A 24,909-nucleotide genomic window follows, 5' to 3' on the forward strand; every position below is an offset into this window, starting at 1 on the left:
CCTCCCTGTGGTCAATGGCTCTGATCGGCGCGCAGGTTGAGCACCGGTCATCGGAGAATGGAAGCTTTGATGACACTTGTGCAAGCGCTGACTGACTGAATGCACCGCTGGGCGCATAACTCGCCGTAAAACAGCACCGTTCGTCTGTCACTGAAAAAACACCGAGGCGTCGCATTTTTGTAACGCACCCCGATTAGTCTTTGCTCTGTAAGCGATTCTTATCAAGGGCCATTCCTTAAAGGCAGGGAATGGCCCTCTTTTTTGCCTTCGATATATTATTCGGGTATTAACAAATAGCTTCTTATTCCTTAGAGGATATAAGTTCCGTCCTTATACTTGCCTCCACTACGCGCATGCAGGAGGCGAACCCATGCATAACGAATCGATCCGGTACCTGATCGTGCCAGGCTGGCAGGGGTCGCCTGAAGATCATTGGCAAAGCCATTGGCAGAACAGTCTGCCCAACAGCGTTCGGGTGGAGCAGGCCGATTGGCTGAGACCTCGTCGTGAGGACTGGGTCGGCGAGTTGCAGCGCACGATTGCCGCCGATACCTCGCCGGTTATCCTTATCGCGCATAGCCTGGGCTGCGTTACCGTCGCCCATTGGGCGAGGCTGGCACCGCTGGAAACCCTGCGTCAGGTACAAGGCGCGTTGCTGGTGGCACCTGCTGATGTCGATCGACCGAACTGCCCGCCGGCTCTGCGCAATTTCGCGCCCGTTCCGGCAGAGCTGTTGCCGTTTCCTGCCCAGATCGTCAGTTCTGACAATGACCCTGCCGTCAGCACCCAGCGCGCGCTGGAAATGGCCCGCAACTGGGGCGCGGAAACCGGAATACTGAGTCAGGCGGGGCATATCAATGTGAAGTCCGGTCACAAGCGGTGGGAACAGGGGTTCGCCTACCTTTACCGCCTGCAGAACCGTCTGGAGCACCATGCACGCCGCCGCGCCTGAGCCCGGCGCTTTCGTTTGATCAGGCCCCGGGCCTGTCTGTTCAGTCTGTTTATTGTTGCGTCCGGACCTTTCCAGGGTTGGGGCGGGAGTGTGTCATGAGCCTGCACGAAGCCTTTGGTCAACCATTGCTGACCTTCCCCGATGCCGAAAAAAGCCCCCTGAGCATTCGCGCCAAGGCGCTTGTGTTCGTCGATCCTCGTTCGCGTCGACTACGGGCTGAAATGGAACAGTTGGCACCCCGCTCGCTGCCGGTGTTGATCCGCGGCGAATCGGGGACCGGCAAGGAACTGCTGGCGCGGCATATTCACCGCGGCAGCGACCGAACCGGGCTGTTCGTCTCGGTCAATTGCGGCGCTATCAGCCCGACTTACGCCGACGCCGAGCTGTTCGGGCATGCCGCCGGCGCTCACAGTGGTTCGGTCAGCAGCCGTGCCGGGTGGTTTGGCTCGGCCAATGGCGGAACGTTGTACCTCGATGAAATCGGCGATCTGCCGCTACCGATTCAGATCAAGCTGCTCGCCGCGCTGGAAACCCACGAGGTTACTCGGGTGGGCGCCCATCAGCCGAGTCCGGTGGATGTGCGCCTGGTCGCGGCCACCAGCATCGATCTGGCGCAGGCAGTGGCCGCCGGCAAATTTCATGACCGGCTTTTTCACTACCTCAGCGAAGGGCGGCTCGATCTTCCGGCCTTGCGCGAGCAGCCGGGCAATATTCTTCCATTGGCGGAATACTTCGTCGGCATTTACAGCCAGCGCCTGAGCCTGCCGGTGCAACTGATCAGCGAAGCGGCGCAGTCTGCGCTGGAAGCGCATGACTGGCCGGGCAATACGCGGGAGCTGGAAAACGTCATTCATTTCGCCCTGCTGGTCAGTAGTGGCGATGAAATATTGCCCGAGCACCTCAACCTGCCTGACTGCGCCAGTTCGCTGGCGAGCATCGAACGCCAGACCCGCCGACTGGTCGTCAATGCGGTGCCAGAGCAGTTGCTGGCGCTCCGGCGTTTGCTTGACGAGGTCTTGCCGCCCAGCGTTTGAGCACTTTAGGGCCATTTCGAACAAAAAAGCATAAGCATTTGCTTAAAAAGTCTTTTCTTGGAATAAAAAATACCGGTAATGTCCGCACCACGCCACCGCCCCGCACGGGCGGCGGCACACCCACTGATCAGGTGTCGCAACGAGTGACGCTTCAGGATTTTCGCTAAGGACATTAAATGAAAAAGACGTTGTTGATGACCGCTCTGGCGGCTGCGTTCTCCATTGGCCTGGCTCATGCCGGTGAAAAACTGGTCGTCGGCGCAACACCTGTTCCGCACGCAGAAATCCTTGAGCTGATCAAGCCGACGCTCGCCAAAGAGGGCGTGGACCTGGAAATCAAGGTCTTCACCGATTACGTGCAGCCGAACGTACAGCTGAACGAGAAGCGTCTGGACGCCAACTACTTCCAGACCAAGCCATATCTGGACGGCTTCAACAAGGGCAAAGGCGCCAACCTGGTGACTGGCGTCGGCGTTCACGTGGAGCCCTTCGGTGGCTACTCGAACAAGTTCAAAAAGCTTGCTGACTTGCCGGAAGGCGCAACCGTCGCCATTCCAAACGAAGGCAGCAACGCCGGTCGCGCACTGCTCCTGCTGCAGAAGGGTGGCCTGATTACTTTGAAGGACCCGACCAACGCGCTGGCGACTCCGAAGGACATCGCCACCAACCCCAAGAAGCTGAAATTCCGCGAGCTGGAATCAGCGGTATTGCCACGTGCTCTGGGTCAGGTTGACCTGGCCATGATCAATACCAACTACGCGCTGGAAGCCAAGCTCAACCCGAAAAAGGATGCGCTGATCATCGAAGGCGCTGATTCGCCTTACGTGAACTTCCTGGTGACCCGCGAAGACAACGCCAAGAGCGATGCCATCGAAAAACTCTCCAAGGCACTGACCAGCCCTGAAGTGAAAGACTTCATCAGCAAGAAGTACGACGGCGCGGTATTGCCAGCGTTCTGACTGCCGGTTGCAGACCGTTTCCAGGCAAACGCCAGGGCTGACAGCTCTGGCGTTTTTGTTTGCGTATGCGTTGCAGGAGCGCGCTTGCCCGCGACCGGCTGCGTAGCAGCCGTCGTTTGTACGAGCGCTGCGCACTCGATCGTCGTATGCCGCCCAGGCCAAGCGCGCTCCTACATTGTTGCGAGAAAGCCTAGGCCAATCAGCGCTATGTATATGCGTTAACGGTATTTAAATTTGGCTTCTTATACCTATAAAGTTCCTGCTCTCAGTCACTTTCAAGTTCTGGAGTCGGAGTTCTCATGCCAGCAGCCTCCCTCGTTTCATCATCGGTTCAAGCCAAAGGCCAGGATTTCGATGTGCGTCCATTCGGCGAAAAGGTGGGCGCCGAGATCGTCGGGCTGGATCTCTCCAGACCATTGAACGACGCCGACTTCGCTCGTGTGCATCAGGCGCATCTGGATTACCACCTTATCGTGTTCCGCGATCAGCACATCACGCCGCAGCAGCAGGTCGATTTCAGCCGCCGTTTCGGCGTCTTGCAGATCCATGTGCTCAAGCAGTTCCTGCTCGCCAACCACCCGGAAATCCTGATCGTTTCCAACATCGTCGAGAACGGTCAGCCGGTCGGCCTGGGTGACGCCGGCAAATACTGGCATTCGGATCTGTCTTACAAGGAGCTGCCAAGCCTGGGCTCGATGCTCTACGCCCAGGAATTGCCGAGCGAAGGCGGCGATACTCTGTTCGCCGACATGCACCTGGCCTGGGACACGTTGCCCAGACACCTGCGTGACGCTGTGGAAGGTCGCAAAGCGGTGCACAGCTACACCGCGCGCTACGCCGAAGGCCATAACGCCGCCAGCTGGCGCCCGACGCTGACGCCGGAGCAATTGGCGCAAGTGGTACAAGTCAGCCACCCGATTGTGCGCACACACCCCGAAAACGGTCGCAAGGCACTGTTTGTCAGCGAAGGTTTCACCACCCGTATTCTCGACCTGCCAGAAGACGAAAGCCGCCAGATTCTCAATGAGATCTACGCCCACAGCGTGCGCCCCGAACATATCTACCGGCACCAGTGGCAGCCCAACGACATGGTGTTCTGGGACAACCGTTCCCTGATCCACCTTGCCGCCGGTTGCCCGGCTCACCTGCGACGTCGACTGCATCGCACGACCATCCAGGGCACCGCGCCGTTCTGATCGGGAGAGTTGTCAATGAATGCTGTTGTGCAAAGCCACGCGGCTAGCCAGGGTACGAATCCGCCACAGGCCATTCAGCATGCCACTGAAGCCTTGTTGCAAGTTAAGGGCGTCAGCCTGGAGTACCGCACCCCCGAGCGGGTAGTGCGGGCGACCCATCAGGTCAGTTTCGAAATAGACCCGGCCGACCGCTTCGTGCTGCTCGGCCCATCCGGCTGTGGCAAGTCAACGTTGCTCAAGGCCGTGGCCGGGTTCATCCAGCCCAGCGAGGGACAGATCCGTCTGGCTGGCGCGCAGGTCAAGGAACCCGGCCCTGATCGCATCGTTGTGTTTCAAGAGTTCGATCAGCTGCCGCCGTGGAAAACCGTCATCGAAAACGTGATGTTTCCGCTGCTGGCTTCGCGGACCCTGAAGCGCCCCGAAGCTCTGGAACGAGCACGCTACTACCTGGAGAAAGTCGGCTTGAGCGCTTTCGCCGACGCCTATCCGCACACGTTGTCCGGCGGGATGAAAGCGCGCGTGGCGATTGCCCGTGCGCTGGCGATGCAGCCGAAAATCCTGCTGATGGACGAGCCGTTCGCCGCTCTGGACGCGCTGACCCGACGCAAGATGCAGGAAGAGTTGCTGGAACTGTGGGAAGAAGTGCGCTTTACGCTGCTGTTCGTGACGCACTCCATCGAAGAAGCGCTGGTAGTGGGCAACCGAATCTTGCTGTTGTCGCCGCATCCGGGGCGCGTTCGTGCCGAGATCAACAGCCACCAATATGACCTGCGAAGCCTTGGTGGCGTTGGCTTCCAGCACACCGCCCAACGTATTCATCGCCTGCTGTTCAATGAAGAAGAGGCCGGGCAGGGCGAGCAGGAGCTCAACTTCCAGGATATTCGTATCGCTTACTAGCACCTCATCTCTGTAGATACTCTGTTCCCGGTCAAGCTTTCAGCAGGTGCTTTTCGCTGAAAAGCTTGGCCGTGTCGAAATCTTCTCCTATGCGGATGCAAGCCCACAAGCCTGTCAGGTATTTGCGCATAACCGCGCAGATGGCCTGCATTTTCCGCTTCCCACGTGCGATCAACCCTTCGTAAAAAGCCTTCACATTCGAGTCGCAGCGAATCGCTGACATTGCCGGCATAAACATCGCCGAACGCAGGTAGGCATTGCCGGCCTTGCTCAGACGCCCCGGTTTGTCGATGCTCGTTCCGGACTGGTTCAGTCTCACGTCCAACCCCGCATAACGACTCACCTGCGGGGCTTTGAGTGTGACTGGCAGCGTCGCCAGTTCTGCCAGCACTGCAAAGGTCGAAACGTCGCCCATTCCCGGCGCAGCCACCATGTGATCGAACTGGCTCTGCAATATCGGACAACTGGCGATGATTGCTTGCCCGGCTTGCCTGAACCGCTCAATGCGCTTGCCAAACATCGCAATAGCCTCTTCCTCGTCCTCGATCAGCAGCGCTGAAGTGGTTCCAGTCGCCCGCAGGGCGTGCAGCTCATTCTTGGCCCGGGTGCAGTGGCCGTTCAACCGGTTGATGTGGCGTCCAATGGCGCGCAGCTCAAGCTGCGCGGGGCTTGGCGGGATCCACAGGCGAGGCGTCATGCGTTCGCCATACTCGGCTAGCAGTTGGGCATCGATGGCGTCCGTTTTACTGTGCTGAAGCATCAGCCTTGCAAAATTGCGAGAGCTTTTCGGGTTGATCACCGAGACCGGCAACCCAGCCGCGTTCAACTCCAGAGCCAGATCCAGGTAATAAATACCGGTGGCTTCCATAACGACAGACAGCGGTTTTAGCGCTATCAGCTTTTTCACCGCCGCTTTGCGGCCCTTGGGCGTTTGAGCGATATCCCACGGACCGGCTGCGCGGCCCTTGTCACGCCAAACCATCACAGTGCTACGAGAACCGACATCCAATCCGACGTGAACACTCATGCTTTCCACTCCGAAGAAACTGGGTGAAGATGGCTCCTGGTTCCCCTGACCTCGAACTTCATGCCGCTGCAACCTTGTAATGCGAAGTCCGACTTGTCGGCTTCTCGATACTCTTCGTGGTGGGCAATGAGGCGGGGGAGCCTCTCTACAGACAAGGTCAGGAGCAAATCCTGCCTTCAGGAGCAGTCGGCCTCCCCCAGAAACACATCTTTGGGACAACACCGATGAGCTTAGTTGCTCTCATTGGGTGTTTGGCCAACATACAAGGAGCGAACTTGTTCGCGAAGTGGCCGGTACTGACGCAGCGGATGTGCCCGTCTGAAAGCCGCCTTCGCAGACAAGTCCGCTCCTGCGGGACGGCGCCAAATTCGAGATTTGCACCCATGAGCCTTTCCCCACCGATCCGCGAAGAATACGAAGTCGCACTGGAGCCTTTCACTCAGGAAGACCTGGCCCGCGATATCCCGTTGGTGCAACGCATCTGGCAATTGGGCTGGGTACGCAAGAGCGTGATCATGATTGCGCTGGCCGTGCTCTGGGAAATAGCGGCGCGCATTCAGGGCAACGACTTGTTGCTGCCCAGTTTCCTGCAAACCGCCACGGCCTTCTATGACGGCCTGATCACCGGCGAACTGCCCGGCAAAGTCTGGATTTCCCTCACGGTGCTGATCCAGGGGTATCTGATCGGCATCGTGTTGGCGTTTGCGCTGACAACCCTCGCGGTATCGACGCAGCTGGGCCGCGACCTGCTTGGCACGCTGACTGCCATGTTCAACCCGCTGCCGGCCATCGCCTTGCTGCCGCTGGCCTTGCTCTGGTTTGGCCTGGGTCAGAACAGCCTGATTTTCGTGCTGGTGCATTCAGTCCTGTGGGCACTGGCACTCAACACCTATGCAGGCTTTCTTGGCGTTTCCGAAACCCAGCGCATGGCCGGTCGTAACTATGGGCTCAAGGGTCTGCGTTTCGTCTGGTACATCCTGATCCCGGCTGCACTGCCGTCGATTCTTGCTGGCCTGAAGATCGGCTGGGCTTTCGCCTGGCGCACGCTGATCGCCGCCGAGCTGGTGTTCGGTGCCTCGTCAGGCAAGGGCGGTCTTGGCTGGTACATATTCCAGAACCGTAACGAGCTGTACACCGACAAGGTTTTCGCCGGCCTCGCCGCCGTCATCCTGATCGGTCTGCTGGTGGAAAACCTGCTGTTTGCCAACATCGAACGCCTGACGGTCAAGCGCTGGGGGATGCAGCGCTGAGCCGGACAACCGCTGACCAACACAACAAACAACATAGTGAGGACTACATGGCCCAGATTTTCAAGCGTCCGGCGCTCACTGCGCTGGCAACCACTTTCCTGCTGGGCAGTCTGCTCAGTGGTGGTGCGCAAGCTGAAGGCAAAATCAGCATCGCTCAGCAGTTCGGTATCGGTTACCTGATCCTCGACGTAGTGCGTGATCAGAAATTGATCGAAAAGCATGGCAAGGCCCAAGGCCTGGATATCGAAGTGAACTGGAACAGCATCTCTGGCGCCACCGCGATGAACGAAGCGTTGCTGGCCGGAGCGCTGGATGTGGTTTCCGCCGGTGTGCCGCCGATGCTGACCATCTGGGATCGCACCAAGGGTAAACAGAACGTCAAGGCCATCGCCTCGCTAGGCTCGATGCCCAACTACTTGTTGACCAACAATCCCGACGTGAAAACCATCAAGGACTTCTCTGACAAAGATCGCATCGCTGTGCCGGCGGCAGGCGTGGGCTTCCAGTCGCGGACGCTGCAGATCGAAACCGCCAGGCTGTTTGGTAACGACAACTTCAAGAAATTCGACAACATCTCGGTCAGCCTCGCGCATCCTGATGCGACCTCGGCGCTGATCGCAGGCGGTTCGGAAATCAACTCGCACTTCTCCAGCCCGCCGTTCCAGTACCAGGCGCTGGAAAATCCGAATGTTCACAAGGTGCTCAGCTCTTACGACGTGCTTGGCGGCCAAGCCACGTTCAACGTGCTGTACACCACCGAAAAATTCCACGACCAGAACCCCAAGACCTATAAAGCGTTCTACGACGCGCTGGCCGAGGCGGAGAAAATCATCAAGGCCGACAAGCCTGCGGCTGCACAGACCTACATACGCGTCGAGCAGTCGAAGTTGCCATTGCCTCTGGTGGAAAAGATAGTGGCCGACCCGGAAATAGACTTCACCGTTACCCCGCAGCGCACCTACATCTACGCCGAGAAGCTGCATGAACTGGGTGTACTCAAGAACAAGGCAGCAAGCTGGAAAGACTACTTCTTCGAAGAGGCCCACGGTACGCCAGGAAGTTGATCCTGCTCCGCTTGTAGGAGCGGAACGCCGCCCGTTACGCATTTCTCCTGACACACCGCGTTATGCCGATCGCGGGCAAGCGCGCTCCTACCGGACCGATCCCCCGCAGCTCAGTCCGGTATGCAGCTCATTCGGGCCAGCTCCATGCCGGTTCGTCCAGCATTCCCTGATCGACGATGCCGGTTTGACCCAGCACTTTCTCCAGAATGACCGGATTGCATTCCGGCGCTCGCTCCAGCGCGGCGATCAGGCGGCTGGCATGGGACACCACCCACATCTGGCATTGCTCGGAGGCCTGCACGATCAGCCGCGCCAGTGCCGGAAGCAGATCGGGGTGCAGACTGGTTTCAGGTTCGTTGAGCACCATCATGGTCGGCGGGCGAGGTGTCAGCAGGGCAGCCATCAGCAACAGATAGCGCAACGTGCCGTCTGACAATTCAGCCGCCGATAACGGGCGCAACAGGCCTTCCTGATAGAACTCCAGCGCGAATTGCCCGCCCGGTATGGCGCTGATCTTCAACCGCGCGCCGGGAAAAGCATCACTGACCGCGGCGTGCAGCGCTTCGGGGTCACCTATTTCTAGAATGGTCTGCAACGCTGCCGCCAGATCGCGGCCATCGTGATGCAGCACTGGCGTGCGAGTGCCCAACTGCGGCTGGCGAGCAGGTGCCTGGGCATCGCTGCGGAAGTGATCGTAAAAACGCCAACCGCGAATCTGCTCGCGCAGCTGCAGTACTTCCGGCGAGGTACGCAGGCTGCCGACCTGATCGAACAGGCTGTCGAAGCTGGGCGTGTGTTGCGCCAGTACATCCCAGCTGCGACCGTCGCGGGCGCGAACCATGGGCCCGGCGCGGTCGACCAGCAGGCTGGCCGGGCGATACAGCGGCCCGGCCCAGATGCATTCGCGCTTGATTTCCGGGTCGAGAGAAAACGCCGAACTGCTGGGCTCGGGCAGCCCCAGCGAGATCGCGTAACTGAAGTCCTCGCTGGCGAAGCCCAGCCGCAAGCGCATCGCACCCCGGCGCGGACCGCCCTGCACCGGCACCTCGCGGTTCTGCATACGACGACTGATCTTTTCCGGCCCAGCCCAAAACGTGGATTCAAGCCCGCCTTCACGGGCCAGCGCATTGATGACCCCGCCCTGAGCGGTCTCTGCCAGCAGCCGCAACGCACGGTACAAGTTCGACTTGCCGCTGCCGTTGGGCCCGGTGACCAGATTCAGGCGGCCCAGCGGCACCACCAGTTGATTGATCGAGCGGTAATTGGCGACCGCGAGTGTCTTGAGCATCCAGGCTTCCTTGCTGTCTCGAATAGACCGACTGACGAGTTTATCCCCACAAGGAACCCTACCGCACCGACACAGTCGCATGTTCACGTTGTTCTTACGTGATATCACCGCAGCACCCGGCAGCCGCAAAAGGAGTCTGCATGCCTGCTCGTCCTCCACGACTCTTCTCGCTCGGCCCGATGGCCGTGTTGGTTGCCGCGCTGCTGGCGCTGGCCGGCTGTGGCGAGGAAAAGCCGGCCGCGCCCGATATGCCGCGGGTTTACGTGCAGGCGGTTAAAACCGCCGAGTTCGCCGCCGCCGTTGCGCTGACCGGTGACATTCAGGCTCGCGTGCAGACGCGCCTTTCGTTTCGCGTTAACGGCAAGATCATCCAGCGCAACGTGGACGTCGGTGATCGAGTAACAGCCAGACAGGTGCTGGCGCGTCTCGACCCGAGGGATCTGCAGATCAACGTGGATTCTGCCGTTGCTGCCGTTGCGGCCGAGCAGGCGCGGGTGACCCAGACGCGGGCCGCCTTCGTGCGTCAGCAAAAGCTGTTGCCAAAGGGCTACACCAGCCGCAGTGAATACGATTCCGCACAGGCCGCGTTACGTGGCAGCGAAAGCTCGCTGAAAGCCGCGCAGGCGCAATTGGCCAACGCCCGCGAGCAGCTGAGCTACACGGCTTTGATTGCCGACACGCCCGGCGTGATCACTTCGCGTCAGGCGGAGGTTGGTCAGGTTGTGCAGGCAACCATGCCGATTTTCGATCTGGCCCGCGACGGCGAGCGCGATGCGGTGTTCAACGTCTACGAATCGCTGTTCGTGCAGCCGCCGACCGACCAGGCCGTGCAGGTGTCGCTGCTCGATAACCCGGACATCAAGGTCAACGGCAGAGTGCGGGAGGTCACGCCCGCCGTATCCGCCGAGACCGGCACGCTGCAAGTAAAAGTCGCGCTCGACCCGTTGCCGCAGGGCATGGACCTTGGCTCGGTGGTAAGCGTCGCGCTCAGTCCGCCAGCCAATGCCAGTGTCGAGCTGCCCTGGTCGGCACTGACCAAGGATCTGGGCGAGCACCTTGGCAAGCCCGCGGTCTGGGTAGTCGACGAACAGGGCAAGGTCAGTCTTCGCAAAGTCAGCGTGACGCGTTACCTGACGTCCAGCGTGGTGATCGGTGATGGATTGAAAAACGGTGAAAAGGTCGTGGTCGCTGGCGGACAGCTGTTGCACCCTGACATGCAGGTGGAAATCGCCGAGCAGCCCCAACCTCAAGCCGCGCAGGTGAAGCCATGAAGCGCCTGTTGAGTATGCTGGCGGCCAGTTTCTTGCTGGCCGCTTGCGGCAGGGACGAACCGCCGCCCGAGCCGGTTCGGCCGGTGGTGTCGGTTGAAGTCCGCTCCGAGTCGGTACAGGAATTCGGTCGCTTCGCGGGCAGTATCCAGGCGCGCTATGAAAGCGTGCTGGGTTTCCGGGTGCCTGGCCGGATCGCTCGGCGTGAAGTCGACGTGGGCAGTGAGGTTCGCAAGGGCGCTTTGCTGGCAACGCTCGACCCGACCGACCAGCAGAACGCGGTTCGCGCACGCCAAGGTGATCTGGCTCAGGTCGAGGCGCAATGGATCAACGCGCAGGCCAACGCCCGACGTCAGCAGGAATTGTTCGACCGGGGTGTCGGTGCCCAGGCTCAACTGGACGTCGCACTGACAGACCTGAAAACCGCCACCTCGTCTCGCGAGCAGGCGCGCGCCGCTGTAGAGCAGGCTCAGGATCAGCTGAGCTACAGCGAATTGCGCAGCGACCACGACGCTGTCGTAACTGAATGGAAAGCCGAAGCCGGGCAGGTGGTGACTGCCGGGCAGGAAGTCGTGACTCTGGCGCGCCCCGATATCAAGGAAGCGGTCATCGACTTGCCGGCCTCGCTTGCCGACCAGTTACCGTCAGATGTGGTATTCACGGTTGCCAGCCAGCTCGAACCGTCCGTCAGCACCACGGCGACGCTGCGCGAGATAGAACCACAGCCGGACCGCTCGACCCGCACCCGCCGCGCTCGCCTGGCATTGGCCGAGACACCACCGGCGTTACGCCTGGGCACCGCCATCAGTGTCACCCTGAGCTCGGCGATAGCGCCTCGACTGCTGTTGCCGATCAACGCCCTGCAGGAAGTCGACGGCAAGCAGCAGATCTGGGTCATCGACGCACAAAGCCAAACCGTTAATCCCAGACCGGTAAGCGTGGTCAGCCGCGAGGGCGACAGTTTTGTGCTAAGCGCCGGCGTCAAGGCTGGCGAACGCGTGGTCAGCGCTGGCGTCAACAGCCTCAAGCCGGGGCAGAAAGTCAAAGTCGATGAGGAAAGCCCGCGATGAAAGGGAGCTTCAACCTGTCCGAGTGGGCGCTCAAACATCAGTCGTTCGTCTGGTACTTGATGTTCGTCGGCCTGCTGATGGGCGTGTTTTCCTACATGAACCTGGGTCGTGAAGAAGACCCGTCCTTCACTATCAAGACCATGGTGATCCAGACGCGCTGGCCTGGCGCAACGGTGGACGAAACCCTGGAGCAGGTCACCGACCGGATCGAGAAAAAGCTCGAAGAACTGGACTCGCTGGACTACGTGAAAAGTTATACCCGGCCCGGTGAGTCAACGATCATGGTGTTCCTGCGCGATACCACGGACGCGGCGGCGATTCCTGAGATCTGGTATCAGGTTCGCAAGAAGGTCGACGACATTCGCGGGCAGTTCCCCCAAGGTTTGCAGGGGCCGGCGTTCAACGATGAATTCGGCGACGTTTACGGCTCCATCTATGCGTTTACCGCGGATGGCTTTTCCATGCGCCAGCTGCGCGACTATGTCGAACAGGTCCGCGCCGAAATCCGCGAGGTGCCGGGGCTGGGCAAGGTCGAGATGATCGGCCAGCAGGACGAAGTCATCTATCTGAACTTCTCGACCCGCAAACTGGCGGCGCTTGGGCTGGACCAGCGCCAGGTAGTGCAGAGCCTGCAATCGCAGAACGCCGTCACGCCAGCGGGCGTTATCGAGGCCGGGCCTGAGCGCATTTCGGTGCGCACCTCCGGGCAATTCGCCTCGGAAAAAGACCTGGCGGCCGTCAACCTGCGCCTGAACGATCGCTTCTATCGCTTGAGCGATATAGCCGAGATCCAGCGCGGCTTCACCGATCCGCCTGCGCCGCTGTTCCGTTTCAACGGCAAGCCGGCCATCGGCCTGGCCATTGCCATGAAAGATGGCGGCAATATCCAGAGCTTCGGTAAAGCGTTGCATGACCGCATGGATGCTTCGACCGCGAACCTGCCGGTCGGCGTGGGTGTGCATAAGGTTTCCGACCAGGCCGAGGTGGTAGACAAGGCGGTTGGCGGTTTTACCAGTGCACTGTTCGAGGCGGTGATTATTGTGCTGGTGGTCAGCTTCGTCAGCCTCGGCGTGCGCGCCGGGCTGGTGGTCGCGTGTTCGATCCCGCTGGTGCTGGCCATGGTTTTTGTATTCATGGAGTACAGCGGCATCACGATGCAGCGGATCTCTCTGGGCGCGCTGATCATCGCGCTGGGTCTGCTGGTCGACGATGCAATGATCACCGTGGAAATGATGGTCACTCGGCTGGAACTGGGCGAGACCAAGGAGCAGGCCGCGACTTACGCTTACACCTCGACCGCGTTCCCGATGCTCACCGGTACGCTGGTCACCGTGGCGGGTTTTGTGCCGATCGGGCTCAATGCCAGCTCGGCGGGTGAGTACACCTTCACCCTGTTTGCGGTCATCGCCGTGGCGATGCTGGTTTCCTGGCTGGTGGCTGTGCTGTTCGCGCCGGTGATCGGTGTGCATATTCTGAGCAGCAACATCAAGAAGAAGTCCGAAAAGCCTGGCCGCATTGCCCGTGGTTTCAACGGCAGCATGCTCTGGGCAATGCGCCACCGCTGGCTGGCAATCGGTATCACGCTGTTGTTGTTTGCCGCCGCACTGTTTTCCATGCGCTTTGTGCAGAACCAGTTTTTCCCGGCGTCGGATCGGCCGGAAATTCTCGTCGACCTCAACCTGCCGCAGAACGCGTCGATTTACGAGACGCAAAAGGTGGTGGATCGTTTTGAGGCGAGCCTGAAGGACGATCCGGACATCGACCGCTGGAGTACCTACATCGGCCAGGGCGCGTTGCGTTTCTATCTGCCGCTGGATCAGCAATTGCAGAACCCGTTCTATGCGCAGCTGGTGATCGTTAGCAAGGGGCTGGAGTCCCGTGGCGCGTTGACCGAGCGCCTGCAGAAGCGCCTGCGCGATGATTTCGTCGGCATCGGTTCGTTCGTTCAGCCTCTGGAAATGGGGCCGCCGGTGGGACGCCCGATTCAGTATCGTATCAGCGGCGAAAATATCGACAAGGTTCGCCAGCACGCCATTGAGCTGGCGACTCTGCTGGACAACAATCCTCATGTTGGCGAGGTCATCTACGACTGGAACGAACCGGGCAAGGTGTTGCGCATCGACATCAATCAGGACAAGGCGCGGCAGCTGGGGCTTTCGTCCGAAGACGTCGCGCAACTGATGAACAGCGTGGTGAGCGGCTCGGCCGTGACCCAGGTCCGCGACGATATCTATCTGATCAATGTGGTGGGACGCGCCGAGGAAGCCGAGCGGGGCACGCCGGAAACCCTGCAGAACCTGCAGATCGTGACGCCGAGTGGCACTTCGATTCCGCTGCTGGCGTTTGCCAATGTGGGTTACGAACTGGAGCAGCCGCTGGTCTGGCGGCGTGACCGCAAGCCGACCATTACCGTGAAAGGTGCGGTGCGTGATGACATGCAGCCCACCGATCTGGTGGCCGAGCTGAAGCCGGAAATCGACAAATTCGCTTCCGGCCTGCCGACCGGCTACAAGGTTGCGACCGGCGGTACGGTGGAAGAGAGCGGCAAGGCGCAAGGACCTATCGCGCAGGTTCTGCCGTTGATGCTGTTTCTGATGGCGACCTTCCTGATGATTCAGCTGCACAGCGTGCAGAAGATGTTCCTGGTCGCCAGCGTCGCGCCGCTCGGGCTGATCGGCGTGGTGCTGGCGCTAATCCCGACCGGCACGCCTCTGGGATTCGTGGCAATCCTCGGGGTGCTGGCATTGATCGGCATCATCATCCGCAACTCGGTCATTCTGGTCACGCAGATCGATGCCTACGAGCGCGATGGTTACCTGCCGTGGGACGCGGTGGTTGAAGCCACCGAACACCGCCGCCGGCCGATTCTGCTGACGGCGGCGGCAGCGAGCCTCGGCATGATCCCCATTGCCCGTGAAGTATTCTGGGGACCGATGGCCTACGCGATGATCGGCGGCATCGTGATCGCCACGTTGCTGACCCTGCTGTTTCTGCCGGCACTGTATGTCACCTGGTACCGGATCAAGGAGCCATCGGATCAGCAACGCAAAGACGCCGAGTCGAAAGACAACGCGAGTTTCCACGCGCCGCCTGTTCGCTGAGCTTCAGGAGCCATCCCGGGTCAGGATGGCTGTTCTTCCGTCAGGCTGAAACCGCCGAACCTTACGGGCCCCAGCGTTGACGCCCGTTTTTTCTTTTTTTTGGCCGGGCTCGGGGTGGCGACGTTGATGAAACAGTTATTGAGCTGATCCTGGAAATACAGCCTGACTGACAGCCGCTGCCAGTCCTGGGGTGCCACGCCCAGGACCGGAGAAACCTGAGCCGTGCCATCGGCAGTGAAGCCACCGACACTGACGGCAAAACCGGGCTCGGTGACCCGTGGATCGGCACTCTTTACGTCAAACTCGATACGCAGTGTCTGGCCGGGCAGATCCGGCAGCGTTTGGCTGATCAGCGTATCTGTGAGTAGGCGTACGCTCTGGCCTTTGGGACGAGGCTCGAATGCCGGCTCGAAACCTTCCGGCGCTTGCCAGCTCTCGAGGCCGTTGATGAAATTTCCGTTCGTGATGTATTGCATGGCTTGATCGTCCTTTGATCGATTAGTGCTCCATTCAGCACAGGGCACACGAAATAGTGTAGCCAAGGCCGTGTCAAGGGCTGAGCGCACAGGCAGGCATCTGGTCGCATGGAGCATGCGCCCGCTGCGATAACTGTTGGAGCGACCTTGATCGCGAGGACGTCGGGGCAGCCGCCGCATGTGTATCGTTTGCTCCGCCGCCTTCGCCAGCAAGCTGGCTCCCACGCCCTTCGGGCAGAATCACAAGCGGCTTTGCGAGCACCCTGAGCTTCTGCCCGGAGGGCGTAGGAGCTGGCTTGCCTGCGATCTGGCGCGAAGCGGCAGTAAACCGGGCGACCTTGTTTTTTCAGGTACCGGGCGGGTCACTCCCACGCCCTTCGGGCAGAATCACAAGCGGCTTTGCAAGCACCCCGGGCTTCTGCCCGGAGGGCGTAGGAGCTGGCTTGCCTGCGATCTGGCGCGAAGCGGCAGTAAATCGGGCAACTTTGTTTTTCCAGGTACACCGCGTGAACCATCTTGCTCCCACGCTCTTCGGGCAGAATCACAAGCGGCTTTGCGAGCACCCTGAGCTTCTGCCCGGAGGGCGTTAGAGGGCTGCCCCCCAAACATAGAATCTCCCACGCTGACCGCGTTGCCTCGATCTTTGTGGAGCCAGCTTGCTGGCGAGGGGCGGCACATGAAGCCTGGGTACCAGCCCGTCGCGGGCAAGCGCGCTCCTACAGTTCAGCGGTTTCTGTGCGCCGCCAGACGCTTGCCAGCCATGGCTGTTGTTCCCTCGGCAACCCGGCGGGGCGGTAATAGTGCTCCAGTTCGACGAATCCGGCCTGGGTCAGCAGCTCCCGCCATGTTTCGAGGTCGTGATAGGCACCGTAGCGTTCGCCTTTCCAGCCTTCCTGATTCTGGCCACGTGGGTTGGAGCTGAACAGCACACCGTCCGGTTTGAGCGTGGCATGTAGCTGACGCAGGACGCGTGGCAGCTCCTGACGAGGGACATGAAACAGCACGGCATTGGCAAAGATGCCGTCGAAGCGCGCCGCAGGCAGATCCAGCTCCAGAAAATTCTGATGCAGCACCTCGCAACCTGAATCGGCGCGGGCCATTTGCGCGAATCGCTCGGAGCCATCCAGGCCTACCGCGACGTGACCCATTGCCGTAAAGGTCTTGAGGTCGCGGCCTGGCCCGCAGCCGAAGTCGAGGATCTGCAACGGCGCAGGCGCCTGGATGTGGCGCAACAACGCATCGATGTTCTGGCTGACATCATGGTCGCGCGTGCCTTCACGGAAATCCTCGGCGACCCGGTTGTAATGGTCGACTGTGGTGGTGGTGATCTGGGCGAGGGTTTGCGGGTCGAGTTTCATCAAAGGCGGTCCGGTCCGGGAATGCCGACAATATACCTCCGGACCGGTAGCGCCGCTCAGCGCTTGTTCAGGCTGCGCGCCAGACGATCGCCGCCCAGCTGCACGACGGCAACCACCACGACCAGCAACACGATCACCGTCAGCATGATCTGGGTGTCGAAACGCTGGTAACCGTAGCGATACGCGATGTCGCCCAGTCCACCGGCACCGATGGCGCCGGCCATGGCGGAAGAGTTGATCATCGTCACCAGCGTGATGGTGAAGCCACCCACTATTCCCGGCAGCGCCTCGGGCAACAATACATGCCAGATGATGTGCCAGCGCCGGCAGCCCATTGCCTGTGCGGCTTCGATCAGGCCGTGATCGACTTCGCGCAGGCTGACTTCGGCGATGCGCGCAAAAAACGGCGTGGCGGCGATGGTCAGTGGCACGACCGCAGCCCAGACACCATAAGTGGTACCGACGATCATTCGGGTGAAGGGAATCAGCGCCACCATCAGGATCAGAAACGGAATCGAACGGAACAGGTTCACAAAGCCGCCCAGCACCCGGTTGATCGCGGGCGCTTCGAAGATACCGCCCCTGGAACTGGTGACCAGAATCACCGCGAGCGGGATCCCCAGCAGCAGGGCGATCAACGACGACACACCCACCATCAGGAACGTATCGATAGTCCCTTGAATCAAGCGATCAAGCCACATAGCCCAATACCTCCACACGTGGCGCCTGAGTGCGGGCGCGCGCCAACAATTCATCCCGGCCATGAGGCGAGCCGGCCACCGACAGGATCAAGTGCCCGATGGCGCGATCCTGAATACGCTCCACTCCGCCTTGCAGCAGTTTCACCTTGCCGCCGAGCGCACTGAACAGCGCGGCAAGGTCGGGTTCTTCGGCGCTGGAACCGGTGAAATGCAGATCCAGCAGCAACGCCGCGTCGGGTTTGCCCGGCTGCGCAGTCAGACGCGCAGCCAGTTCGTCCGGCAAGCCGAGCTGCAACGGCGCGAGCAGGGTTTTGCTGACGTCGTGACGCGGGTCGCCAAACACTTGCCAGACCGGCCCTTGCTCGACGATCTGACCTTGCTCCAACACCACGACGCGATGGCAGATATCGCGGATCACTGCCATCTCATGGGTAATCAGCACGATGGTCAGGCCGAGTCGCTGGTTGATCTCGCGCAGCAGGCCGAGAATCGACTGCGTGGTCTCCGGGTCCAGCGCAGAAGTGGCTTCGTCGCACAGCAGAATCTCCGGGTCGTGGACCAGCGCGCGGGCGATGCCGACGCGCTGTTTCTGTCCGCCTGATAACTGCGCCGGATAGGCCTTGTGCTTGTCTTTCAAACCGACCAGTTCCAGCAGCTCGGTTACTTTGCGCTGGCGTTGCACCCTGGGAACACCAGCCACCTTGAGCGGCAGCTCGACGTTCTGCCAGACGGTCTTGGCCGACATCAGGTTGAAGTGCTGAAAGATCATGCCGATGCGCCTGCGCAGTTCGACCAGCTTGTCTTCGTTGAACTCGCCGATGTCGACCTGATCGATCAACACCCGGCCACTGGAGGGTTTCTCCAGGCGGTTGATGGTGCGAATCAGCGAGGACTTGCCCGCACCGCTGCGGCCAATAATGCCGAAGATCTCGCTGCGCTGGATCGCCAGGTCGATATTGGCCAGTGCCTGCACCGGACCTTGCCGGCCTTCATAGGTCTTGCCCAGGTTGATGAACCGTACATGAGCGTGATTCAGGTCTGGATGCAGCTCGGCCTGCTGCGCTTCAGCGCCTTTGCGGTACAGTTCTGGCGGCAGCTGCCGCTGGATCGACGCGTTCATTGTTTCCAGCCCACTTGATAGAGCGTGCCGTTGACCTTGTCGAGCGAAGCGCGGACCACTGGCGAGTGCTGATAGATGTCCACGAACCTGGCCAGGCGTGGGTCATCCTTTTTCTCGGGCTTGATCACGAACTGAATCACGTACTCGGGGTGGTCCAGACCGTCGAACAGGATCGCCGACTCGGCCGGAAAGGTCTTGGCCAAGCGGATATACGCCGGGTAGCCCTGCACCAGATCGGCATCGTCATAAGCGCGCACCAGCTGTACGGCTTCTACCTGAATCAGCTTGAGCTTTTTGGGGTTGGCGATGATGTCTTCTTCGGTGGCCTTGTAGCCCACGCCTTGCTTGAGCGTGATCAACCCAGCCTTGGCCAGCAGTTGCAGGCCGCGTCCGCTGTTGATCGGGTCGTTGGCGATAGCGACCGTCGCGCCGGTGGGCAGCTCGTCGAAGCTTTTGTACCTCCTGGAGTAGAGTCCGACGTTGTTAATGATGCCGGGCGCGTACGGGACCAGCCCGAATCCTGCCGCTTCATTGGCGTTGGTCAGGAACGGGATGTGCTGGAAGTAATTCACGTCGATATCACCGGCCGCGAGCGTGACGTTCGGCGCGATCCAGTCGGTGAACTCCACCAGCTCGACCTTCAGGCCTTGCTTGCCGGCTTCCTCGACCGCTGCTTCCAGCGGAATGGCAAAAGCTGCGGTGGTGCCGACTTTGAACGGCGCATCGGCGGCGTGGGAGGTAATGGTCAACAGGCCAAGGGCCAGGGCAACGAGTGATTTGGTCATGAAGGCTGTCCGTAATTGTCTGGATTGAACTGTGGGTCGCAGCTGTGAAGATCGTGGGAGGGAGCTTGCTCGCGACGACGGTGTTACGGACGACACATTTCTGTGCCTTGGCCGATCTTGTCGCGAGCAAGCTCCCTCCCACAGAGGAGTTGTGTGCCCGGTCATTGTTTTTGGTGCCGATAGGTTGAGCCGACATGCTGCGGTGGCAGGCGGTCTGTGCCTTCGGGGAAGAGCTTGCTGCGCAGCGTGCCTTCGTCGTAGGCGGTCTTGTAGGAACCGCGCCGTTGCAGCTCGGGAATCACCAGATCCACGAAGTCCTTGTAGCTTTCCGGCGTCACGATGCGGGTCAGGTTGAAGCCGTCCAGACCGGTTTCATCGATCCAGGACTCCAGCTCGTCGGCGACCTGCTCGGGCGAGCCGATGATCGTCACGTAGCGGCCGCCCAGCGTCTGCTGTTCAAGCAGTTTGCGGCGGGTCCAATCGTTGTTCTTCAGGTTGCGAGTGGCAGATTGGATCGCGTTGCTTTTCACATACTGAATCGGCTCATCCAGCTCGTATTCGGCGAAGTCGATTCCCGTCGACGCCGCGAAATGCGCCAGGCCGGCTTCCGGGCTGGCGTGGCGGCAGTAATCGGCAAACTTTTCTCTCGCCTGCGCTTCGGTGGCGGCAACCACCACGCTCAGGCCCATGAACACTTTGATGTCCTGCGGATTGCGGCCGGCCTGCACCGCGCTGGCGCGCACCTTGTCGACCTGCTCGCGGGTAGCGGCCTTGTTCTGACCGCTGATGAACACGCATTCGGCGTGGCGCCCGGCGAATTGCAGCCCGCGGTCCGAACTGCCGGCCTGAAACAGCACCGGAGTACGCTGTGGCGAAGGCTCGCAGAGGTGATAACCCTCGACTTTATAGAACTCGCCCTCGTGACGGACCTTGTGAACCTTTTCCGGTCGGGTATAGACCCGCTGCTCGCGGTCATTGATAACCGCGTCATCTTCCCAGCTGCCTTCCCAGAGTTTGTATAGCACCTCCAGATATTCATCGGCCTGGTCGTAACGGCGGTCGTGCTCGACCTGTTCGTTGAGGCCCATCGCCCGCGCGGCGCTGTCCAGATAACCGGTGACAATGTTCCAGCCAACCCGGCCACGGCTCAGGTGGTCGAGGGTCGACATGCGTCGGGCGAACAAATATGGCGCGTCATAGGTCAGGTTGGCGGTCAGGCCGAAGCCCAGATTGCGGGTTACGGCGGCCATGGCTGAAACCAGCAGCAGCGGATCGTTGACCGGCAACTGGATCGCTTCCTTGAGGGTGACGTCCACCGAGTTCTGGTAGATGTCGTACACGCCAACGATGTCTGCGATGAACAGCCCGTCGAACAGGCCGCGTTCCAGCAATCTGGCCAGATCGGTCCAGTATTCGAGGCTGTTGAACTGCGTGGAATTGTCCCGCGGGTGTGTCCACAGACCGTGGTTGATGTGGCCGATGCAGTTCATGTTGAACGCATTGAGGAGAATCTTTTTCCTGGCCATCAGATGGTTCCTCGCAACGGCGGCTTGGTGTCGTTGAGGTAGTAGTTGCCGATGGCGTGGAACTTCCAGCGCACCGGGTCATGCAGCGTATGAACCCGCGCGTTGCGCCAGTGGCGGTCCAGACCGTGCTCGGCAAGTGTCGACTGGCTGCCCGCCAGCTCGAACAGCGTGCTGCTCGCCGCAAGAGAGATTTCCGTGCTGATTGCCCGTGCTTCGGCGACTGCAATCGACGCGGCGGCGACCGTTTCGGCAGTGCTGTCGGCCTGCGCCAGATCCAGAAATTCGCCGGCCCGCTCCAGCAGCGCCTCTGCCGCATACAGCCGGGCGCTCAGCTTGCCGAAGCTGTTCAGGGTCAGCGGGTCATCTGCCGCCTTATCGACACCTGAGTCGATCCATGGACGGCTGCGAGTGCCCACGAATGTCAGGGCGTCCTCGAACGCTGCGCGGGCGATGCCGGTGTCGATGGCTGCGTGGAGAATCTGCGCCAGCGGGCCGACAGTGGTCGGGCGCTCGAAGACGCTCTGGAAGGGGATCACATCGGTAGCGCTGACATAAACGTCATCAAACACTACCGAACCGCTGCCCGTGGTGCGTTGACCGAATCCGCTCCAGTCGTCGATCACACTCAGCCCGTCGCTGTCCCGTGGCACGAATGCCAGGTGCTGGACGCCGTCGTCGTCGACCACCGAAGTCGGAATGCGCTGCGCATAGAGCGCGCCGGTAGCGTAGAACTTGCGGCCGTTGATGCGAAACCCATCGCCATCGCGGCTCAAACGGGTGGTGCGGTCGTGGGCGGTTCGGGTGCCCAGTTCCGCAAGTGCGTTACCGAAACGCTGACCCGCCAGAACCTCGGCATACAGCCGTGTCTGTTGCGTCGCGCTGCCGTTCACTCTCAGCACTTCGAGCGCGTAGAAATGGTTTTGTGGAATCTGCCCGAGTGAACCGTCGGCCTCGGCAATCAACTGCACGACCCTAGCGAGCGTGATGTTGGAAACACCCGCGCCGCCGTGCGCTTTCGGGACACTGATACCCCATAGCCCCGACTGGCTGAACAACTCCAGTTCGGCGTGCGGCAGGCGGCGTTCGCGGTCGCGCACCGCGCTGTCGGTTCTGAAGTGCCCGGCCAGCTCGCCCGCGACCTGCAAGGCCTGGGCGTCACTGGTAATGACGGCGGCGGTTGTCCGCGCCGCAAGATGAATACTCATGCAGTGTTTCTCCTGAGGGCCGGTTCAGATCCACGAATGACGGGCGGGCAGCGTGCCGTTGAGATGCCAGGCGCCAATAGCGTGGTATTTCCAGCGCACCGGGTCATGCAGCGTGTGCACCCGGGCATTGCGCCAGTGGCGGTCCAGATTGAATTCGGCAAGGGTGGCGCGGCTGCCGGCGAGCTCAAACAGCTTCTCGCTGGCCAACAGGGATATCTCGGTGGTGAGTACCTTGGCGCGGGCCACAGCGATGGACGCTCGCGCGGCGGAGGCTTCGTCGACAGGCCCGGCATTGACCTCATCCACCACCTGCGCCGCCTTGCGCAGCAGCGCTTCGGCCGCGTGCAGGTCGAGCTTCAGACGACCGATGTCAGCGATGACATAAGGATCGTCGCTGGCGCGCTCGACCTTGGCATCGATCCACGGGCGTGAGCGCTCACGAACAAAACTGATCGCGTCGTCAATGGCCGCGCGCGCGATGCCGGCGTCGATAGCGGCCTGAATCAGCTGCGATACCGCGCCCTGGATGTTGGGCGTCAAGGCCAGGCGCCAATTGGCGACCACATGTCTTGCCTCGACCGGCACGTTATCCAGCAGCACCGTGCCGCTGGCCGTCGTGCGCTGCCCGAAGCCCGACCAGTCATCGACAATCCGCAGGCCAGGCGTGCCGCGTTTGACGAAAGCCATTACTTGCCTGCCTTGGTCGTCAAGCGCCTTGACCGCTACCCAATGGGCGAAAAGTGCGCCTGTGGAATAAAACTTCTGGCCGCTGAGCAGGAACCTATCCGCGACCGAGACAAGGCGAGCCTTGAGTTCAAGGGTGTTACGCGTGCCGCGCTCGGGACCGGCGTTGCCGATCCGCCAGCCTTGCAGCACGCTCTGGAACAGCGCGACTTTCTGGGCTTCGTCGGCGCTGCCGAGGATCAGGTTCAGAATGCCAAAGTGGTTCTGGGGAATCTGCCCGAGCGCCGGATCGGCGGCGGAAATGATGCGGAAAACTTCTGCGACGGTGGCAAATGAAAGGCCTGGCCCGCCATAAGCCTTGGGTATCGAAATGCTGCCAAGGCCGCTGCGGGTGAACTGCTCGATTTCTGCCCAGGGCAACGAGCGCTGCTGGTCACGCCTGGCTGCATTTACCCGCGCCAGTGCAGCAAGTTCGTGCGCGGCGGCAATAGCCTGAGCGTCATTTTTCAGCACGGGCGCTGGCAGCAGTGGCGGGGCGACGTCCGTATGTTGTGGTGACTCGATCGGTGCGACTGCCGCTGCAACAGCAGACCCGTGCCGTTCACTGCCGCTGTGCAACGCCCTGGTGTTATCCACGGAGGTGGTTGTGTAGGAAACCATCGGAACCTCGAAACAATGGCCGCGCAAATAAGCGGCGTCGATCGGTAAGGTGTCCGGTGGTCCGGTTCATATACCCTAAACTTGTATAAATATTTTTTAAACGTGATTTTTGGAATAAGCATAGACGGCATTTGCCGGGCCGGGGTTGGTTAAGCCGACAGGTGCAGGGCGCGGTGTAAAAAAGGCCAGCATCGAAGACATGCAGTTTGTCCTGGAGCTGACCTCTCGCAATCGTGCTGACGTAGCTGTAGTCACTGGGGGGAGTCGCTTAGCGCCTGGACATTGATCTCACGAGGCGGCGCCCACAGCGAATTATTACCAACCCGGTCGATGACGCAGTAGGTGACTTCCAGGCGCTGCTCGTCACCAGCTTCGATGATCAGTGCCGGGGGCACTACCAGACTCACCGGAGCGCCGACGTCTTCGGCGGTCAGTGGCGGCAGATCCATGCGCAGATCGCCCCAACGCACCGTGATCTCGTCGTGAGGCGCCATGTTCAGATAGGGCTCGATGCTCATCGGCAGTCCGCCAATCATGTGTCTGGACGTCAAGCCACGACGCACCACCGATGGCGGGACAGTGAGCGGCGCGAGTCCCTGATTTTCCTCAACGCTTGGGCTGAGCAACTCGCCGCCGGGCGCGTTAAGTTTGACCCACAGTTTGCGGCAAGATGATGTTAAAGGGGCGCCCCCGACCTTCATGATCCGGTAGTAGGTTCGCGCTTTGCCGTTCTGTAGGAAACTTTCTGGTACGCGTAGGGCGATAGTTTTACCGACGTCAGACGACTTTAAAATTTTTGACGCGACGTAACAGTCGTCCCAGAAGAGTTCAATAAGGTCTCCGGTATCCATTTCAATGTAGGGCTCGATATGAATCATCAAGTGCGATGCCACCTTTAAGCCGATGCCGTGGCGAGTGGCCTGCGGGATTGTGGGGGCAGGCAGCCTTGGCGGATGGGGATTGAAGGGTGTCTGGCTCATGTTCGAATACTCATGGTTATCGAAATTGCAAGTAACGAGTGGTTATAAGTCGTTCACGGCAACTGCCGAATAACGCTTAATAAGCTCGGCTGATAAGTACCTTAAAGTTAAGAGTAGTGGCAAACATTACAAAGTGTAGAAATTGGGTGCTTGCGTATTAGCAAGTATTGGTTCTCGGTTACTTGGCGGGAGCTAATGGGCTTTGCAGTTTGCTGTCAATATGCGTTCGATGGGCTGGAGCGTTTTTTCAATAAATTAGATGTTTCCTACACGCTACGCTTGGAGCCCTTTACCTGCGGGAAACAAAA

General features: G+C 60.4%; 21 protein-coding genes. 10 read left to right on the top strand and 11 right to left on the bottom strand.

The features are described 5' to 3' along the window. Window positions 1-370: 370 nt before the first annotated feature. The 5 genes from J3P77_RS01185 to J3P77_RS01205 all read left to right on the top strand — a co-directional run bounded on the left by J3P77_RS01185 (window position 371) and on the right by J3P77_RS01205 (window position 5,038). A complete protein-coding gene (locus J3P77_RS01185) occupies window positions 371-952 on the top strand; it encodes an alpha/beta hydrolase (protein ID WP_434679062.1) in 582 nt (193 codons plus the stop codon). A 95-nt stretch (window positions 953-1,047) separates the two neighbouring features. Then, entirely contained in the window at window positions 1,048-1,986 is a 939-nt protein-coding gene (locus J3P77_RS01190; RefSeq protein ID WP_434679064.1) for a sigma 54-interacting transcriptional regulator, read from the top strand. Between the two features lie 176 nt (window positions 1,987-2,162). Further along, entirely contained in the window at window positions 2,163-2,945 is a 783-nt protein-coding gene (locus J3P77_RS01195) for a MetQ/NlpA family ABC transporter substrate-binding protein (RefSeq protein WP_434679065.1), read from the top strand. 299 nt (window positions 2,946-3,244) lie between these two features. Beyond that, a complete protein-coding gene (locus J3P77_RS01200; protein WP_434679066.1) occupies window positions 3,245-4,141 on the top strand; it encodes a TauD/TfdA dioxygenase family protein in 897 nt (298 codons plus the stop codon). A 15-nt stretch (window positions 4,142-4,156) separates the two neighbouring features. Further along, entirely contained in the window at window positions 4,157-5,038 is an 882-nt protein-coding gene (locus J3P77_RS01205) for an ABC transporter ATP-binding protein (protein ID WP_434679067.1), read from the top strand. Window positions 5,039-5,069: 31 nt separating this feature from the next. Here the strand turns inward: J3P77_RS01205 and J3P77_RS01210 are convergent, their stop codons facing one another. Then, the gene (locus J3P77_RS01210) at window positions 5,070-6,065 is read right to left on the bottom strand and encodes an IS110 family transposase (protein WP_434677566.1); all 996 of its coding nucleotides are present in this window, start codon (window positions 6,063-6,065) and stop codon (window positions 5,070-5,072) included. 383 nt (window positions 6,066-6,448) lie between these two features. Between J3P77_RS01210 and J3P77_RS01215 the strand changes: the two genes are divergently transcribed. Then, window positions 6,449-7,315, top strand: coding sequence for an ABC transporter permease (locus tag J3P77_RS01215; RefSeq protein WP_434679068.1), 867 nt, complete (start codon window positions 6,449-6,451; stop codon window positions 7,313-7,315). A gap of 47 nt (window positions 7,316-7,362) precedes the next feature. Beyond that, on the top strand, window positions 7,363-8,379 hold the full coding sequence (locus tag J3P77_RS01220) for an ABC transporter substrate-binding protein (RefSeq protein ID WP_434679070.1): 1,017 nt from the start codon (window positions 7,363-7,365) through the stop codon (window positions 8,377-8,379). 127 nt (window positions 8,380-8,506) lie between these two features. Here the strand turns inward: J3P77_RS01220 and J3P77_RS01225 are convergent, their stop codons facing one another. Then, on the bottom strand, window positions 8,507-9,667 hold the full coding sequence (locus tag J3P77_RS01225; protein ID WP_434679072.1) for an AAA family ATPase: 1,161 nt from the start codon (window positions 9,665-9,667) through the stop codon (window positions 8,507-8,509). 140 nt (window positions 9,668-9,807) lie between these two features. Between J3P77_RS01225 and J3P77_RS01230 the strand changes: the two genes are divergently transcribed. From J3P77_RS01230 to J3P77_RS01240, 3 genes are read left to right on the top strand one after another with little or no spacing between them, the layout of a single operon-like run. Next, window positions 9,808-10,938 carry an efflux RND transporter periplasmic adaptor subunit gene (locus J3P77_RS01230; protein WP_434679074.1) on the top strand — a complete coding sequence of 377 codons (1,131 nt, stop codon included), beginning with the start codon at window positions 9,808-9,810 and terminating at the stop codon, window positions 10,936-10,938. Next, window positions 10,935-12,005 carry an efflux RND transporter periplasmic adaptor subunit gene (locus J3P77_RS01235; protein WP_434679076.1) on the top strand — a complete coding sequence of 357 codons (1,071 nt, stop codon included), beginning with the start codon at window positions 10,935-10,937 and terminating at the stop codon, window positions 12,003-12,005. Before J3P77_RS01230 ends, J3P77_RS01235 begins: the two co-directional genes overlap by 4 nt. Then, complete coding sequence (locus tag J3P77_RS01240; protein WP_434679077.1) at window positions 12,002-15,106, top strand: efflux RND transporter permease subunit; 3,105 nt, start codon at window positions 12,002-12,004, stop codon at window positions 15,104-15,106. Before J3P77_RS01235 ends, J3P77_RS01240 begins: the two co-directional genes overlap by 4 nt. 20 nt (window positions 15,107-15,126) lie before the next feature. Here J3P77_RS01240 and J3P77_RS01245 read toward each other — a convergent pair whose 3' ends face one another. The 9 genes from J3P77_RS01245 to J3P77_RS01285 all read right to left on the bottom strand — a co-directional run bounded on the left by J3P77_RS01245 (window position 15,127) and on the right by J3P77_RS01285 (window position 24,601). Continuing rightward, entirely contained in the window at window positions 15,127-15,582 is a 456-nt protein-coding gene (locus J3P77_RS01245; RefSeq protein WP_434679079.1) for a hypothetical protein, read from the bottom strand. A 716-nt stretch (window positions 15,583-16,298) separates the two neighbouring features. After that, window positions 16,299-16,940, bottom strand: a complete 642-nt coding sequence (locus J3P77_RS01250) for a class I SAM-dependent methyltransferase (RefSeq protein WP_434679080.1) — start codon at window positions 16,938-16,940, stop codon at window positions 16,299-16,301. A gap of 56 nt (window positions 16,941-16,996) precedes the next feature. Further along, window positions 16,997-17,641 carry a methionine ABC transporter permease gene (locus J3P77_RS01255; protein ID WP_434679082.1) on the bottom strand — a complete coding sequence of 215 codons (645 nt, stop codon included), beginning with the start codon at window positions 17,639-17,641 and terminating at the stop codon, window positions 16,997-16,999. Next, window positions 17,631-18,761: a methionine ABC transporter ATP-binding protein gene (locus J3P77_RS01260; RefSeq protein WP_434679083.1), complete on the bottom strand. Its 1,131-nt coding sequence runs from the start codon at window positions 18,759-18,761 to the stop codon at window positions 17,631-17,633. The genes J3P77_RS01255 and J3P77_RS01260 overlap by 11 nt, the downstream gene beginning before the upstream one ends. Beyond that, the gene (locus tag J3P77_RS01265) at window positions 18,758-19,546 is read right to left on the bottom strand and encodes a MetQ/NlpA family ABC transporter substrate-binding protein (RefSeq protein ID WP_434679084.1); all 789 of its coding nucleotides are present in this window, start codon (window positions 19,544-19,546) and stop codon (window positions 18,758-18,760) included. Before J3P77_RS01265 ends, J3P77_RS01260 begins: the two co-directional genes overlap by 4 nt. A gap of 161 nt (window positions 19,547-19,707) precedes the next feature. Continuing rightward, the gene (locus tag J3P77_RS01270; protein WP_434679085.1) at window positions 19,708-21,072 is read right to left on the bottom strand and encodes an LLM class flavin-dependent oxidoreductase; all 1,365 of its coding nucleotides are present in this window, start codon (window positions 21,070-21,072) and stop codon (window positions 19,708-19,710) included. Beyond that, on the bottom strand, window positions 21,072-22,277 hold the full coding sequence (locus J3P77_RS01275; RefSeq protein WP_434679086.1) for an SfnB family sulfur acquisition oxidoreductase: 1,206 nt from the start codon (window positions 22,275-22,277) through the stop codon (window positions 21,072-21,074). Before J3P77_RS01275 ends, J3P77_RS01270 begins: the two co-directional genes overlap by 1 nt. A 24-nt stretch (window positions 22,278-22,301) precedes the next feature. Then, window positions 22,302-23,474 (bottom strand): SfnB family sulfur acquisition oxidoreductase, encoded by a 1,173-nt coding sequence (locus tag J3P77_RS01280; RefSeq protein ID WP_434681825.1) that lies wholly within the window; start codon window positions 23,472-23,474, stop codon window positions 22,302-22,304. 398 nt (window positions 23,475-23,872) lie between these two features. Continuing rightward, window positions 23,873-24,601 (bottom strand): hypothetical protein, encoded by a 729-nt coding sequence (locus J3P77_RS01285; protein ID WP_434679087.1) that lies wholly within the window; start codon window positions 24,599-24,601, stop codon window positions 23,873-23,875. Between the last annotated feature and the right edge of the window lie 308 nt (window positions 24,602-24,909).

This window comes from Pseudomonas sp. R1-18 (genome assembly GCF_051132095.1).
Lineage (GTDB): Bacteria > Pseudomonadota > Gammaproteobacteria > Pseudomonadales > Pseudomonadaceae > Aquipseudomonas.

What these genes read in the sequence shown, in the direction of transcription:
- J3P77_RS01270 (WP_434679085.1), bottom strand. Translation starts at nt 21,072, where the DNA reads ATGGCCAGGAAAAAGATTCTCCTCAATGCGTTCAACATGAACTGCATC.
- J3P77_RS01225 (WP_434679072.1), bottom strand. Translation starts at nt 9,667, where the DNA reads ATGCTCAAGACACTCGCGGTCGCCAATTACCGCTCGATCAATCAACTG.
- J3P77_RS01190 (WP_434679064.1), top strand. Translation starts at nt 1,048, where the DNA reads ATGAGCCTGCACGAAGCCTTTGGTCAACCATTGCTGACCTTCCCCGAT.
- J3P77_RS01200 (WP_434679066.1), top strand. Translation starts at nt 3,245, where the DNA reads ATGCCAGCAGCCTCCCTCGTTTCATCATCGGTTCAAGCCAAAGGCCAG.
- J3P77_RS01215 (WP_434679068.1), top strand. Translation starts at nt 6,449, where the DNA reads ATGAGCCTTTCCCCACCGATCCGCGAAGAATACGAAGTCGCACTGGAG.
- J3P77_RS01230 (WP_434679074.1), top strand. Translation starts at nt 9,808, where the DNA reads ATGCCTGCTCGTCCTCCACGACTCTTCTCGCTCGGCCCGATGGCCGTG.
- J3P77_RS01195 (WP_434679065.1), top strand. Translation starts at nt 2,163, where the DNA reads ATGAAAAAGACGTTGTTGATGACCGCTCTGGCGGCTGCGTTCTCCATT.
- J3P77_RS01185 (WP_434679062.1), top strand. Translation starts at nt 371, where the DNA reads ATGCATAACGAATCGATCCGGTACCTGATCGTGCCAGGCTGGCAGGGG.
- J3P77_RS01235 (WP_434679076.1), top strand. Translation starts at nt 10,935, where the DNA reads ATGAAGCGCCTGTTGAGTATGCTGGCGGCCAGTTTCTTGCTGGCCGCT.
- J3P77_RS01245 (WP_434679079.1), bottom strand. Translation starts at nt 15,582, where the DNA reads ATGCAATACATCACGAACGGAAATTTCATCAACGGCCTCGAGAGCTGG.
- J3P77_RS01210 (WP_434677566.1), bottom strand. Translation starts at nt 6,065, where the DNA reads ATGAGTGTTCACGTCGGATTGGATGTCGGTTCTCGTAGCACTGTGATG.
- J3P77_RS01265 (WP_434679084.1), bottom strand. Translation starts at nt 19,546, where the DNA reads ATGACCAAATCACTCGTTGCCCTGGCCCTTGGCCTGTTGACCATTACC.
- J3P77_RS01285 (WP_434679087.1), bottom strand. Translation starts at nt 24,601, where the DNA reads ATGAGCCAGACACCCTTCAATCCCCATCCGCCAAGGCTGCCTGCCCCC.
- J3P77_RS01220 (WP_434679070.1), top strand. Translation starts at nt 7,363, where the DNA reads ATGGCCCAGATTTTCAAGCGTCCGGCGCTCACTGCGCTGGCAACCACT.
- J3P77_RS01260 (WP_434679083.1), bottom strand. Translation starts at nt 18,761, where the DNA reads ATGAACGCGTCGATCCAGCGGCAGCTGCCGCCAGAACTGTACCGCAAA.
- J3P77_RS01240 (WP_434679077.1), top strand. Translation starts at nt 12,002, where the DNA reads ATGAAAGGGAGCTTCAACCTGTCCGAGTGGGCGCTCAAACATCAGTCG.
- J3P77_RS01250 (WP_434679080.1), bottom strand. Translation starts at nt 16,940, where the DNA reads ATGAAACTCGACCCGCAAACCCTCGCCCAGATCACCACCACCACAGTC.
- J3P77_RS01275 (WP_434679086.1), bottom strand. Translation starts at nt 22,277, where the DNA reads ATGAGTATTCATCTTGCGGCGCGGACAACCGCCGCCGTCATTACCAGT.
- J3P77_RS01205 (WP_434679067.1), top strand. Translation starts at nt 4,157, where the DNA reads ATGAATGCTGTTGTGCAAAGCCACGCGGCTAGCCAGGGTACGAATCCG.
- J3P77_RS01255 (WP_434679082.1), bottom strand. Translation starts at nt 17,641, where the DNA reads ATGTGGCTTGATCGCTTGATTCAAGGGACTATCGATACGTTCCTGATG.